General features: G+C 71.9%; 11 protein-coding genes. 9 read left to right on the forward strand and 2 right to left on the reverse strand.

From position 1 onward, the window contains the following. The first annotated feature begins 116 nt into the window (after nt 1–116). The 6 genes from ACVJO7_RS27550 (at nt 117) to mobF (ending at nt 9,467) form a co-directional block, all read left to right on the forward strand. Nucleotides 117–1,694, forward strand: a complete 1,578-nt coding sequence (locus ACVJO7_RS27550) for a type IV secretory system conjugative DNA transfer family protein (protein ID WP_491675294.1) — start codon at nt 117–119, stop codon at nt 1,692–1,694. Nucleotides 1,695–1,708: 14 nt separating this feature from the next. Continuing rightward, the gene (locus tag ACVJO7_RS27555; RefSeq protein WP_491675295.1) at nt 1,709–2,197 is read left to right on the forward strand and encodes a hypothetical protein; all 489 of its coding nucleotides are present in this window, start codon (nt 1,709–1,711) and stop codon (nt 2,195–2,197) included. Beyond that, nucleotides 2,194–2,871 carry a hypothetical protein gene (locus ACVJO7_RS27560; protein ID WP_491675296.1) on the forward strand — a complete coding sequence of 226 codons (678 nt, stop codon included), beginning with the start codon at nt 2,194–2,196 and terminating at the stop codon, nt 2,869–2,871. The genes ACVJO7_RS27555 and ACVJO7_RS27560 overlap by 4 nt, the downstream gene beginning before the upstream one ends. Further along, complete coding sequence (locus tag ACVJO7_RS27565) at nt 2,868–3,989, forward strand: hypothetical protein (RefSeq protein ID WP_491675297.1); 1,122 nt, start codon at nt 2,868–2,870, stop codon at nt 3,987–3,989. The genes ACVJO7_RS27560 and ACVJO7_RS27565 overlap by 4 nt, the downstream gene beginning before the upstream one ends. Then, nucleotides 3,989–4,882: a hypothetical protein gene (locus tag ACVJO7_RS27570; RefSeq protein WP_491675298.1), complete on the forward strand. Its 894-nt coding sequence runs from the start codon at nt 3,989–3,991 to the stop codon at nt 4,880–4,882. The genes ACVJO7_RS27565 and ACVJO7_RS27570 overlap by 1 nt, the downstream gene beginning before the upstream one ends. A gap of 232 nt (nt 4,883–5,114) precedes the next feature. Further along, on the forward strand, nt 5,115–9,467 hold the full coding sequence (gene mobF, locus ACVJO7_RS27575) for a MobF family relaxase (protein WP_491675299.1): 4,353 nt from the start codon (nt 5,115–5,117) through the stop codon (nt 9,465–9,467). Here mobF and ACVJO7_RS27580 read toward each other — a convergent pair. Further along, nucleotides 9,443–9,994 (reverse strand): hypothetical protein, encoded by a 552-nt coding sequence (locus tag ACVJO7_RS27580; RefSeq protein WP_491675300.1) that lies wholly within the window; start codon nt 9,992–9,994, stop codon nt 9,443–9,445. The genes mobF and ACVJO7_RS27580 overlap by 25 nt on opposite strands. A 316-nt stretch (nt 9,995–10,310) precedes the next feature. Here ACVJO7_RS27580 and ACVJO7_RS27585 point away from each other — a divergent pair, with 316 nt between their 5' ends. Both ACVJO7_RS27585 and ACVJO7_RS27590 read left to right on the forward strand, forming a co-directional pair. Beyond that, nucleotides 10,311–11,237, forward strand: coding sequence for an ABC transporter substrate-binding protein (locus ACVJO7_RS27585; protein WP_491675301.1), 927 nt, complete (start codon nt 10,311–10,313; stop codon nt 11,235–11,237). 208 nt (nt 11,238–11,445) lie between these two features. Beyond that, the gene (locus tag ACVJO7_RS27590) at nt 11,446–11,982 is read left to right on the forward strand and encodes an alpha/beta fold hydrolase (protein WP_491675302.1); all 537 of its coding nucleotides are present in this window, start codon (nt 11,446–11,448) and stop codon (nt 11,980–11,982) included. Nucleotides 11,983–12,125: 143 nt separating this feature from the next. Here ACVJO7_RS27590 and ACVJO7_RS27595 read toward each other — a convergent pair whose 3' ends face one another. Continuing rightward, nucleotides 12,126–12,548 (reverse strand): MerR family DNA-binding protein, encoded by a 423-nt coding sequence (locus tag ACVJO7_RS27595; RefSeq protein WP_491675303.1) that lies wholly within the window; start codon nt 12,546–12,548, stop codon nt 12,126–12,128. A 233-nt stretch (nt 12,549–12,781) separates the two neighbouring features. Here ACVJO7_RS27595 and ACVJO7_RS27600 point away from each other — a divergent pair, with 233 nt between their 5' ends. After that, nucleotides 12,782–14,005 carry an MFS transporter gene (locus tag ACVJO7_RS27600; protein ID WP_491675304.1) on the forward strand — a complete coding sequence of 408 codons (1,224 nt, stop codon included), beginning with the start codon at nt 12,782–12,784 and terminating at the stop codon, nt 14,003–14,005. Nucleotides 14,006–14,052 lie beyond the last annotated feature (47 nt).

Raw genomic sequence — 14,052 nt, forward strand, 5'->3', positions numbered from 1 at the left:
TGCTCGTGTGGCATCGCTGGTCGCGGTCGTCGGCCACGGTGTCGCGGTGGGCGTCGCGGACGCGGCGGAAGGCCGGTGTTGCCTCCGGTCTGGATATCGCCCGTCATGCGGGCACGGTGGCGGTGCGTCGTCGGCGGGCCACGGTGCGCCCGTCGCTGGCCGCGCTGGGTCGCTGGGGGCGACTGCGCGTCGCGACGACCGCGGGGGCGGTCGAGCTGTGCCGGGTCGGGGCGCAGCGAGTCTGGGCGCTGGTCGAGGACGTGGTGATCGTCGTCGGTGGCCCGCGGACCGGGAAGACGGGCTGGCTCGCAGGCCGGGTGCTCGACGCCCCGGGTGCGGCGTTGGTGACCTCGACCCGCACGGACCTGCTCGAGTTGTGTGCGCCGCTGCGACAGCGGGACCGGGGCCCGGTGTTCGTGTTCAACCCCGCGGGCCTCGGCGGTCGGGCGTCGACGATCACGTTCGACCCGCTGACCGGCTGCAGCGATGCGGTGACGGCGACCGAGCGGGCCACCGACATGCTCGCCGCGGTCGCCTCCGGCACGAGCGGAGACCGCGAGTTCTGGGACGGTCAGGCCCGCCGCGTCCTGGCCGCGCTGCTGCACGCCGCCGCCCTCGGGCACAAGCGGATGGCCGACGTGCTCGGCTGGGTGGCCGAGCCAGACACAGCCGGCCGCGAGGTCCCGGCGCTGTTGCGGCGTTCGGGGGTGGCGGCGTTCGAGCAGGACGCGATGCAGTTCCTGACCACCAACGAGCGCACCCGCTCGTCGATCACCTCGAGCGTGATGCCGGCGCTGGGGTGGCTGTCCCATCCGGCCGCAGCCGAGGCCGCCGAGCCCGGTGACGGGTTCGACGTCGCGCGGCTGCTCGACGGGCGGGCGACGGTGTTCCTGCTGGGCGCGGAGGAGGCGCAGACCGCGCCGCTGGTGTGTGCGTTGACCGGGCACATCGCCCGCGAGGCCCGCCGCCTCGCCGCCGGCCAGCCCGCGGGCCGGCTGGACCCGCCGCTGGGGTTGTTCCTCGACGAGGCCGCCCTGATCAGCCCGGTCCCGCTGGAGTCCTGGACGGCGGACATGGGTGGTCGGGGTGTGACGATCCTGTGCGCGTTCCAGTCCCGCGCCCAGCTGCTGGCGCGGTGGGGCGAGCACAAGGCGGCGACGATCCTGAACAACACCGCCGCGGTGATGGTCTTCGGCGGCACCCGGGATAAGGCCGATCTGGAGTTCTGGTCGACCCTGGCCGGGGAGCGGGACGAGCGGGTCGTCACGACCGACCTGCACGGGCGGGTCGCCTCCCGCACGGTGCGGAAGGTGCCGGTGCTGGCGCCGGCGCAGATCGCGAACCTGCCTGCGGGGCGGGTGGTGGTGATCCGGCGCGGGATCGCTCCGGTGATTGGCCGGGCGCGGATGGCGAGGCGGCGCCGGGATGTGCGCGGCTTCGAGCGGTGCGCGCGGCGGGTCGATGTGCGTGCGGCGCGGGCGTTTCGGTGGGCGGAGCTGCGGAGGTGGCGCGACGACCTCGCCCAAGTCGTGCTCGCCGTGCTCGCGAAGCGGTGGCCCGACCGGTTTCGGGAGCGGTTCGAGCGGTGGCGGGACGCGAATGCGATCTTCCGCGAGCTGGCCGCCATCCACGACCAAGCCCCGGCGCGCGCCCTCCCGGCCGCTACCGACGATGAGCAGGGAGCGGAACGATGAGCCGCCGCCCACGCGTGCACGAGTCCGACGTCGCGGACCTGCAACAGCGACTGCAGGACCTGCTTGCGACACGGGGTGCGGCGACCGAGGACGAGATCGCCCGATATGAGGCCGACCGCGAACGGCTGCTGGATCTGATCGGGGACCAGTTCCGCGAGCAGCGTGACTACGACGAGTCGCGGCGCCGGCTGCGCGCGCAGATCGATCGCGACGATTCGGACGGTTGGTTCGCCGGCGGTTACGACGCCGCTCACCAGTCCCACCTCGACGCGCTGGCCCACGTCGACGACCACATCGATCCACAGGCGGGGGACCGGAGGTTCGCGGCGATCGTCCATGCCCCGTACCGCAGGAGCGGGGCAACCGATCTGGCATCGGTTGAGGACCGGATCGACAACGTCCACGGCGACCTTCTGATCGAGGACACAGCCGCGACGACCGGGTCGGGGTCGCGGGAGGTCGGGCGCCGGGTGCTCGACGACGAAGCAGGGGAGGTGCGATGACCGGGCCGAGGGTCCCGCCCGCGCCCGACGGTGACCGGTCGGGCGATGTGCTCCCGGGTCTGGCGCGCGAATTGGATCTGGTGCGCCGCCGGGTCGAGACCCTGGCGGAAACGACCGAGGGGTTGCCGGGGCGGGTGGAGGAGATCGCCGGGTTGGTGGCGAAGCTGACCGATGCGTTGGCCGCGGTCACCGCGCGGCGCCGCTCGGAGCCGGCGCCGTCGTGGCTACTCGCCCCGTCCGATCCCGATGAGCTCCGGACCTTGGTCGAGGAGCTGAGCGCGTGGTTGACGGCGGTGTTCCTGCGCTACCCGGACGGAGCGCAGGTGTTGCCGGAGTGCTGGTTGTGGCACCCGGACGTCGTCGAGGAGTTGCTGTGGCTGATGCACGCCTGGTGCGCGGCGTATCAGGGCGCCACGGCGTCGGTCGGGGCGGCGGGGGACTGGCATGACCGCCAGCGCCCCGGCGTCGTGGCGCGGCTGCGGAAGTCGGTCGGGTCGTGTTCGATCGAGCGCCACCAGACCCGCCCCGGCTGGTCCAATGTTCTCTGCGCGCCGGCCGAGGTCCCCGGCCTCGGGCACACTGCGCGGATCGTCGACTGGTGGGCCGTCGGTCGCGATCAGCCCCCGCCCGAACCGGCCAGCGTCCCAGAGGCGTCCGGGGGTGGTCTCGGATGAACCCCCGCAACGACCGGGATCGGGTGGGCTATCTGCGCGGGCTCGCCGACGCGGTGCGCGCGCTGGTCGCGGTGGCGCGGGCGCGGGAGGCAGACCTGCGCGCGCTCCGGCAGGTCCCGCACCGGCTCGGGTCGGCGAAGGCCGAGGTGCTCCTCGACCGCTCCGCCGAACTGGACTCTTTGTCCCAGACGGCTCGTGCCCAGTTCCGTAACGCGGTGACCGGCCGCCGCGCTGACCGCGCCGAGCAGAGCGGCCGGGCCGCGGTGGCGGCCCGGGCCCAGCAGATGGCCGCTGACGCACTCGCCACCTATCGGTGCGCCGCCCACACGCCGGCGTCGTGGAACCGCGAACCCCGGTCACTGTCCAGGTCCGACGCAGTCTCCGACGGCACCGAGCACGCCAGCGCCGCCGACGCCCGCGCCACAGGCGACAGCGACTCGAACTACAGGGGTTCGGACGGCAGCGGGTCAGGCGGCGGTGGCATCGGCACGGACGACGATTCGATTCCGCCCTGGGAGACCGATGCTACGGCGGTCGCGCCGGATTGGTCGGCACCGCTGGCGAACTGGCCGCTATGGCAGGACGCGCAGCGGGTCGGTGACCCCGACCTGGTCGAGTTCTCCGCGGTCGTGGACGCGGTCGTCGCCGACGCCGAGGACAGCGACGACTGGGGGCGGTGGTTCGACGAGAACGACTCCCTGACCATGATCGTCGACGACGTGCTCGAAGACCGCCGCCGCGACACCGACTACGACGCAGCCGGGCACGACCTGCTCGACACCGACGATCGCGCCGACAGCGCCACCGACCTCGACGACGCTGGACCGCCACACGAAGACCCGGTCCCCGAGACCGATGCTCACCACCCCGGCGGAGCCGCGGAGGCCGATCCCGCGAGTCGTGTGGTGGTGCCCGACCCGCTGGAGCAGGCCCGGCAGGTACTCATCGGCATCGCCGCGGACCTGGAACATGACCGGTGGGACCACGATCCTTGGGGCCGAGATCGTGGCGACTCCACGTCCGGCCGCGGCGTCCTCGGCGACCAGGGCGAGGGCCATGGGCACGATCCCGACGACAACGACAGCGACCGCTACGACGATGGGCGGGCGGACCCGTGATGAGCGCCGATCGCGCCCCGGAGCGGGGCGGCCCGGGGCGCTGGTCGCGGGCCGTGGTGTGGCTACCCGGTCTGGCCGTTGCGGTCGGTGCGGCGGTCGCGACCGCGCACGGGTTGTTCGAGGTCGCTGTCGCCGCCCGCGTCCCGGCCGGGATCGCGTGGATCTATCCGCTGATCACCGATGGTCTCGCATTGGTCGCCTACGCCGCCACAGCCCGCCTGCACGGTTCAGCGGCCCGCTACGCGTGGGCCGTGGTCGTGGTCTCCGCCGGCCTGTCGGGCTTGGCCCAGGCGGCCTACCTCGCTTCCGACGCCGTCGCGCTCGGCGGCGGCCTGACGGTGAGTCCGGCGCTGCGCTTCGGCGTCGGGGCGTGGCCCGCGGTGGCTGCCGCGGTCGTCGCGCACCTGCTCTACCTGCTCGCCGCCGACCACACCGAGATCGAGCACGACACCCCCAAGCCGGGCCCTGTCCGAACGGTCGGTGCTGTCCGGCCGGACGACCGGACAGCACCGGACACCCCGATCAAGTTGGACACCGGACACCAGCCGCGCGAGGTGCTCGACGGCCCGGTGATCCCACCGCCGCAACCCCCAGTGTCCGATCGGCCGGACGCGGTCGGACCCGTGTCCGCCGAATCCCGACCGTCCGGCCCCACCGACACCGAGATCCCGTCGGCAGCCGACGCGCCGGCCCGCGATCGCGCCCGGGACGCCGCGCAACGCCACCGGTTCCTCCACGGCGCGCTCCCGACCGTGCGCGAACTCCAGACCCTCGCCGATGTCGGCCGTGGCACTGCCGCCGAGGCCCTCAAACAGCTCCGCGAGACCCCGCAGCCGGCCCCGACCGGGCTGCACCTCGTCACCGACGACCCCGAGACCAGGACCCACCGATGAGCCCCAGCACCCCAAATCGATCCGAGACCGTCAGCGCGAGCGACGCGACCGAGCACAACACCAGATCCGAGCGCGACTACCCCGAACGGCCCAACAACAGATCAAGATCAAGGCGACCACACCGAGGCATCACGATCCGACGGTGCGGGCCGGCCTCCGGCCGGCCACGCGGCAGGACCCGCGATGCCGATCTTGACGGCGCTCGTTTCATGATCGTGTCAGGGTGGGCGGGGTGCTGAGGATCGCGACCGGTTACAGCCCGGACTACCTGTTGAAGGAGGTCGCGACCGGGCGGGAGAACTACTACACCGGCGCGGTCTCCGAAGGTGAGCCGTCGGGGCGCTGGTGGGGTGCCGGCGCCGAGCAACTTGGCCTGATCGGCGTGGTCGATGCTCAGGACATGCGTGGTCTCTACGAACGCTTCCTCGATCCCCGCGAGGACGGGTTCGGTGACCCGTCCCGGTGGGACGAGGTGTCCACCCTCGGACACACCGGTCGCAAGTACGTGTCCGAGGACGACTTGTATGCGTCCGCTCTGGAACGGGAGCCGGACGCTTCGGCTGAACGCCGTGCTGAGCTCCGGACGGAGGCGGGGAAGGCGGCCCGGCACAACGTCGCGTTCCTGGATGCCACGTTCAGTGTGCAGAAGTCGGTGACGCTGTTGCACACCGCGTTCGAGGCCCGCGAGGCCGCTGCCCGTAAGGTCGGCGACGAGGCGTCCGCGGCGGCGTGGGGTGAGTTCCGCACCGGGGTGGAGGATGCGATCTGGGCCGGGAACAACGCCGCCCTCGCGTACTTGCAGGACAAGGCCGGTTACGTCCGGGTCGGGCACCACGGCGGTAACGCGGGGCGGTGGGCGGATGCGCACGCGTTCACGGTGGGGTCGTTCTTCCAGCACGACTCCCGCGACCGGGACCCGCAGCTGCACATCCACAACGCGATCCTCAACCGGATCCTGGGCCCGGACGGGGTGTGGCGGACTCTGGACTCGCGGGCGATCCACCGTTGGCGCGCCGGCGCCGGTGCGGTCGGTGAGCGCACCACCGAGGAGCGGCTCGCCCACGCGATCGGCACGCTGGTCGCGACGCGGCCGGACGGGAAGTCGCGCGAGGTGGTCGGGGTCTCTGCCGAGGCGATGTCGCTGATCTCCACCCGGCGGCACGCGGTGACCGCGAAGCAGGCCGAGTTGATCGAGGCGTTCGAGACCCGGTACGGCCGCGCCCCGAACGGGGTCGAGCGCGACCGGCTCGCTCAGCAGGCCACCCTCGCCACCCGGGCGGCGAAGTCGCACGACGGGGAGACCCGCGAGCAGATGCTCGACCGGGTCAACGTCCGGTTGCGTGCCGACATCGCCGGCGGTCTCGGACAGATCGCCGACACCGCGCTGGCCGCGCGCCGTGACGGGGTGGAGCCGATGGCGTTCAGCCCGCAGGCGGTGATCGAGATAGCGCTGGAGGACGTGAAAGCCCGCAAGTCCGGCTGGACCCGATCGGACCTGACCCGCGCGATCAACGCGGCGCTGCCGGACTACCTCGGCGCCCCGGACGGTGACCAGATCACCGAGCTGCTGGACCAGCTCACCGACCGTGCACTGGAGCATGCCGTCGCGATCGAGTCCGAGCGCCCCGCGACCGAGCTGCTGCCGGCCGGGCTGAGGCTGGCCAACGGCGAGTCCGCCTACATCGCTCCCGGTGGTCGGGTCTACTCCACCCCGGATCAGGTCCGCTCCGAGCGGATCCTGCTCGCCGCCATCGACGGACGCGACGGCGCCGCGCTGAGCCCGCAAGCTGCCGACCGGTTCCTCGACCGCCTGCGCGCGGGCGGGATCGAGCTGGGGGCGGACCAGGCCGCCGCCGTGCGCGGGATCCTCGCCTCCGGTGCCAGGGTTGAGACGCTCGTCGGGCCGGCTGGGACCGGAAAGTCCTATGTCGTGGGCACCCTCGCCCAAGCCTGGACCGACCCAGCACTACGCCACGACCTTGGGCCGGGTCGGGTGTTCGGGCTCGCGACCAGTCAGGCCGCCACCGACGTTCTCACCGGCGAGGGGCTGACCGCCCGCAATGTCGCCGCCTGGCTCAGTACCCAGCAGAGCCTGCACACTGGCGCGGCCGAAGAACCACGCCGACCCGAGGACGAACTCTGGCGGCTCCGCGCGGGCGATCTGGTCGTGGTCGATGAGTCCGCGATGGCCGATACCGCTGCCTTGTCGGCGATCCACCAGCACGCCGAGCGTGCTGGGGCGAAGCTGCTGTTGGTGGGCGATCACCGCCAGCTCGCTGCTGTCGGCGCCGGCGGCGGGATGGAACTGCTTGCCGCGGCCGGGTCGGGCTACGAGCTCACCGACGCCCGCCGCTTCACCCAGCCCTGGGAAGGCGAGGCCTCTCTGCGGCTGCGCGCCGGGGACGAGACCGTGCTGCGCGCCTACCACCGGCAGGGCCGGATCCTCGACGCCGGCACCCGCGACACCGCGCAGGACTCCGCGGCCAGGGCGTGGATCGCCGACACCCTCGCCGGCTGCCGCTCGCTGTTGTTGGTCGACACCAACGAGCAGGCCGCGCAGGTCTCGTCCCAGATCCGCGCCGAGCTCGTCCGGCTCGGCCGAGTTGAGGAACGCGGGGTGCCGCTCGGGATGCAGGGCACCTACGCCGGTGTGGGGGATCTGGTCCAGGCCCGGGACAACGCCTGGCACCTCGACGGCTACGAGGGCAACCGGCGCGCGGTCCGCAACCGCGACGACTTCCGCGTCACCGGGCTACGGTCCAACGGCGCGCTCGAGGTAAGCACTGACCTCACCGGCACCGCCGAGGGGGAGCGGTTCGTGCTGCCCTCGTCCTACGTTGCCGAGCACGTCGCGCTCGGCTACGCCGGGACCGTCCACACTGCGCAAGGCGCGACCGTGGACACCACCCATTCGGTGATCACACAGATGACGAACCCGAACGCGCTGTATGTCGGTATGTCCCGCGGCCGCGCCGCCAACACCGCCCACGTCGCGACCCGCAGCGCGCCCGAGGATCCGGCCGACGGCAGCCCCCGGCGCCACGAGCTGCACCGCGATCCCGTCGCCGTTCTCGCCAGCATCCTCGACACACACGACCACACCAGTCCGAAGTCCGCGCTCGCGATCGCGACCGAGTCCGCCGACCAGGCCGGCGGCGCCCGCACCGCGGCCGAGCTGTTCGCCGACGCCGCCCAGCTCGCCGCCACCGAACGCACCGCCCGCTGCTTCGACCGCCTCGTCGCTGACGGCGCGCTCACCGACCAGCAGCGCGCCCGCATCGCCGCCGAGGACGGCACCGGCGCATTGACCCGCATCCTGCGCCGCGCCGAGATCGCCGGACAGGACCCGGACCGCGTACTCGCCGACGCCGTCGAGCGGGGGCCGCTCACCGGGTCGCGGAACCTGAGCAACGTCGTCTACTCCCGAATCCGCGCCGCGCACCGGTTCGACCCGGTCGGTGACACCTGGGCCGACTGGACACCGCGCACCGACAACCCGGAGTGGAACGACTACCTGGCAGGCCTCGCCCGCGCCGCCGAACAGAGCACCCGGGAACTCGGCGACGCCGCCGCCGCCGACCCGCCGACGTGGGCGACGAACGCGTTCGGCCCCGTCCCCGCCGAAGCCGTCGACCGCGCCGTGTGGTCGCACAAGGTCGGCAGAGTCGCCGCGGTCCGTGAACTGACCGGCCACGAAACCTCCGACGACGCCCTCGGAGCCGCGCCGAGCCCCGGTCAGGTCGAAGCCTTCGCCGCCTACCGTGCCGCGTGGCGAGAACTGGGGCGCCCTGACATCGATCGCGAACACCTGGAGCTGTCCACCGGTCAGCTCCGGATGCGCGTGCGTGCCTACGAACGCGAACTCGCCGCAGCACCCCGCTACGTCGCCAACGAACTCGCCGGCACCCGACAGGCCGCCGCCGCGCGAACGCAGGACGCGGTCCTGCGACGGGCCGAAGCCGACGTCGCCGCCGACCCCGGACGGCAGGCACAGCTTGCCACCGAGGCCGACCAGCTCGACGAGCTGGCGGCGGTCCTGCGGACGCGGGCAGAGCAAATGCAGGAAGTCGACGACGCCCGAGCGAGCTGGCTCGCCCACACGGCCGGCACTCGCGTGCAGGCCGAGCTGTCGAAGGCCGAGCTCCGCGCTCGCGACGCCGACGACGACCCGGACGACCGGGTCACCGCCGACGAGTGGCGCGCTGCCCACCAGGCAGCGGTCGCCGCCGACGACCGGCACCGCCAGATCACCGATGACGACATTCACGACGACGTCGCGGAGACCGATACCGTCGACCCCACCGGCGACGCGGGGTGGACCGACATCCGCGAGCAGGCCCAAGCTCAACCGCGTCAGACTCGAGAGGACATCGTCGCCGTGCCCTCTGCCGAGGACACCGCCGAGCACGTCCGGTATGCGGGCCGGGTGCTCGACGAGATCAACTACCGCCAGGCCGGTGATGCCCAGCACGAAGCGGAAGAGCGGGCCGCCGAGTTGGCCCGGTGGTACGGCGACGATGTCGCGGAGCAATCCACCGGCAACGTCCACGAGGACGGTGACTACGAGCGGGTGGACCGGCCGTGACCATCAACGGCGCCAGGGATATTCAGAGGAGCAGGTCCCTGCCGCCGCCATGCCCATCGCAATGTCACCTGAATACCCTCGCACCACCCCGGCCGATCAGCAGCCAACCGAGGATCACGAGTATCGAGTAGTTCGGCCGCCTGGAACTCCCGCTCGATCAGCTCCTCGTTGGCCGCGGTAGCCGAGAACGTGATCGGTGAGCGTGCCGCCTCCGCCGCTCCCTGAGGAGGGACGTACGCGGCGCCGGCGAGCCACCGACAGGTCAGCGCGACGGCACCGGCATACCAGTCGGTGCCGCCCTCCTCGGCGTGCTCCCTGCTCTGCCGTTCGGCGGCCGCCCACACCGAGGCGAACTCCGCGTGAGAAACCCGCAGATTCCCGACCGGAATCCTGGCGATCTGTTCCTCCGTCACCACATGAACAGGGTGACAGCTGCCCCCGACAGACCCCAGGATGCGCTGTTCGGCCTGGCAGGACCGGTCGCTGCAGCCGCCGTGCTCCACGGGACAGGTGATGGTAACGGCCACCCGGCCGGTCCATTATCACATGGTCGGCCAGGTCCTCCCGGGGCCAATAGGCTACTCAGCGTAGCGCCGCGGCCCCCTCGCCGGCTGCGCCGAGCCTGCGACCGAGCCGAGAGGGCCATCGCCGCGGCCGCGTGCCGGCACCAGCCTGACCATCTGGGCCGGCCGAAGGAGTACCTCTATCAGCCCATGAGCGCAGGCATGAACACGCATCCGCGAGTCGCAACGTCTTGTCAAGGTGCTTTCGGGTATGGCGGACCCTTCTTTAGTCCTGTATTGGTTAGCCTTCGCTTATCCGTGTCTCGTCAAGGAGTCAGCAGTGTCCAACGCCGGGCGGCAACTGGCCGCCATCATCGCCCTCATGGGGCTGCTCGTTGCGGGCTGTGGGGGAGCCGGCGGCGACGCCGAGGGCCCTACGCGAAGCGTGCAGCACGCCATGGGTGTCTCCGAGGTTCCGATGAACCCGGAGCGCGTCGTCGTTCTCGACACCGGTGAGCTCGACTCGGTGCTCGCACTGGGGATCAAGCCGGTCGGGGCCGTGCGGGCGGACGAAGTGGCGGGGCCCCAGGCCTATCTCGGGCAGCAGGCTCAGGGGATCGAGCCGGTGGGCACCATCGAGTCGCCGAACCTCGAGGCGATCGTCGCGCTGAAGCCCGACGTGATCCTGTCCAACAGCGTGCGGCACGAGGACATCTACGCGCAGCTGAACGAGATCGCCCCCACGGTCTTCGCCGGCTCGGTCGGCGAGTCGTGGAAGGAGAACCTCCGGCTGGCCGGCACGGCGTTGGGGAAGTCGGATCAGGCCGAGCGCATCCTCGCCGATTACGAGAACAAGGCGAGGCAGGTCGGCGCGGCGTTCGGTGACCCGGCGCAGGTCGAGGTGAGCATGGTGCGGTTCATGGCGAACGGCATCCGCCTCTACGGTGAGGGCTCGTTCATCGGGACGATTCTGGGCGACGTCGGCTTCGCCCGACCGCCGATCGCGCGCACCGACGAGACGTTCGTCCAGATCGGACCGGAGCAGGTCTCGTCCGCCGACGGCGACCTGCTGTTCTACGCCGGTTACGGCAGTGACGGCCTCGATGAGCAGGCGAAGTTGGCCGCCGGCCCGTTGTGGCAACGGCTCGGTGCGGTCTCGCGCGGCGACGCCCACCCGGTCAGCGACGACCTGTGGTATCTCGGGATCGGGCCGATCGCGGCGAACCAGGTCCTCGACGAGCTTCCGCGCTACGTGCCGCAGCCCTGATTCTCAGGTGGACGCCGGGCCCGGGCGTTCCGCCGATCGACGACGGCGAACGTGGGCCCGGCCAATGCCTCGGGGAGATGACGCTGTCGCACCATCGCCGAGGCCGTCCGCCCGACCGCGGCGATCTGAGCGAGCAATGCCCCCGATCCTCGCGGTCCCGGTTCGGTGGGACGGTGCTGTTCCTCGTGTGGGGACAGGCCCGCACGTCTTGTTGCTGCCGGGTGCGAACTTCAGCGCCGCGACATCACTGCCGTTGATCTCGAAGCTGGCGGCGTCGTTCCGGGTCACGACAGTCGATCTTTCCGGACAACCGGGCGTGAGCTCCGGAACACGCGTCGACGATGACGTGGTCACCCGGCGCCGCCGGTGGCTCGCCGAGGTCCTCGCCGCGATCGGCGACGCTCCCGCGCTGCTCGTCGGGGAGTCGCTGGGGGCGGCGGTGGCGCTGTGCGCCGAACCCGGCCCCCGCATCGGCGGGCTCGCGCTGGTGGTCCCCGCCGGTCTGGTGTCGGCCCGGCTGGATGCGGGCATCCGCCTCGCGCGGTGGCTGCTGCGGTCCACTCCGGCACGCGCGCTCGGGCCTGGCGCCCTCCCCACTGTCCAACCAGGTGCTCCCCGGGTGGCGGGACACGCCGTGTGGCCGACGAGTACGATCGGTTCTCCCCTCCCGAGCGCCTCACTGTGCCTGCACAGAAACTGCTGCACGCCGGAACGACCGTCGTCTCGGGGGCCGGTCATCTTCTGATTCATGCTGCCCCGGAGGCTGTGGTCGACGTGGTCGCCGACATCCATCGGTTCGCGGACGACACGTCGTGCCTACCCAGCCCTGCGGCCTCGGGTAGGCACCGAGAAGAGCAGGGACCAACAGTGGTCTGCTTCGCCGCGCGTCTATAGGTGTCGGCCGCCTTCTGACGGTGCCTCGATGATCTGGCAGACAACGGCGTTCTGGCCGTGCCGGCGCGCGCTGGTGGCAGTGGCGCGGGCACGGGACAGTGACTGGCGCAAGCGATTGAGGTCGCGGAGCCGTTGATCGATGTCGGCGAGGTGCGCATCGAGCAACGCCAGAACGCGGCCGCAGGGTTGCTCGCCGCCGCGCTGGAGATCAAGAATGTCTTTGATCTCATCGAGATGCAGGCCGAGGGTCTTCGCTTGGCGTACGAAGCGCAGCACGTCGAGATCGTGCTCGGTGAAGACCCGGTATCCGGCCTCGGTCCGCTCGGCAGCCGGCAACAGCCCCTTGGCTTCCCACAGGCGGACCGCCTTGGCGCTCACACCAGCGGCGTCGGCCGCGGCGCCGACCGTCATTCGCATGACAGACCTCCTCGCATGATCACCCTTGACCTTACCCCTGGGGGAAGGTTCTAGCGTCCGGTCGGGCGTCGAGCCGTCCGACCCGACCGGAAGCGAAGTGCAGTGTTCGTTCAGTCAGAGGCCCTGATCGTCAGGGCGCTCGCCATCGCCCGCAGGAGGGTTCCTGCGCACCTCGCGTCGGCCCCCGCAGGCGCCGCGGGCCTCGGCAGCACCGCCCCCCGGGCAGGTGCCGAGTGAGCGCTACGCCCCACCGGGTCGGGCTGCGCACGGTGTTCGCCCACCCCGGCTACCGGCGCTTGTGGTCGGCGCGCACGGCGTCGCAGTGCGGGGACATCTTCGCGACGGTGGCCTTGGCCCTGTTGGTGTTCGACCTGACCGGCTCGGCGCTGGGCGTGAGCGCGGTGGTGTTCGCCGAGATCCTTCCGGTCCTGGTGCTCGCGCCGCTGGCGGGCACCCTGGTCGACCGGCTGCCCCGGATCCGGATCATGATCGCCGCGGACGTGTGGCGTGCCCTGCTGGCCGGGTCGCTGATCGTGCTCGGCGACCACGTCGTCGCGGTGTATGTGATCGCGTTCGGGCTCTCGGTCGGGGCGGTGCTGTTCAACCCCGCAGCCAACAGCGCTTTGCCCGCGCTGGTCGACGACAGCGAGCTCGTCGCGGCCAACAGCGGTATCTGGACCGCCGCGGTGCTGAGCCAGATCGCGCTGGCCCCGCTCGCCGGGCTGCTCTACACCGCACTCGGCCCCGTCCCGGCGTTCGGGATCAACGCGGCCAGCTTCGTGGCCAGCGCTGTCCTGCTCACCGGGCTGCGGTTACCGGCCACCCTCCGCTCGCCCGCACGGCGGGGGTTCTTGCCCGATTCCGTGGCCGGGGTGTGGGTATTGGCCTCGGACCGGTTGCTGCGGGCGCTGGGCGCGGGCCAGTTCCTCGCGGCCCTGTCGGCGGGTGCGACGAGTGCCTTGCTGGTGGTGTTGGCGCGCGAGCACCTGGCCCTGCCGCCGGCAGGCTACGGGCTACTGTTGGGCGCGATCGGCGTCGGCGCGGTCCTGGGCCCGTTGGTGGTGAGCCGGTTGCTGAGCGATCCACGCCGCCCGGCGTTCGTGTTCGGCCCCTACGTGCTCCGCGGCCTGGTCGACATCGCGCTCGCGACCTTCACCGCATTCCCGGTCGCACTGGTCGCCCTCGCGGTCTATGGACTGGGCACCTCCACCGGCGCGGTCACCTTCAACTCCCTGCTGCAGGCACACACCCCCGCGCACCTGCGCGGACGGATCTTCGCCGGCTTTGACGTGTTCTGGCAGCTGGGCCGGCTCGTGTCCCTGCTCCTGGGCGGGCTGCTCGCTGCCGCGCTCGGTATCCAGGCTGTCTACCTCCTCGGCGGTCTCCTGCTCCTGGCGGCCGCGGTGATCGGCTGGGCCGGTATCCGAGGTAGCGCCCCGAGCTCGCCGACCGGGTAGCTGCGTCCTGTTCCGGACCGAGCGGGCGGTGAGGCTCGTTGCACGGG

This window comes from Pseudonocardia sp. DxW, assembly GCF_058448985.1.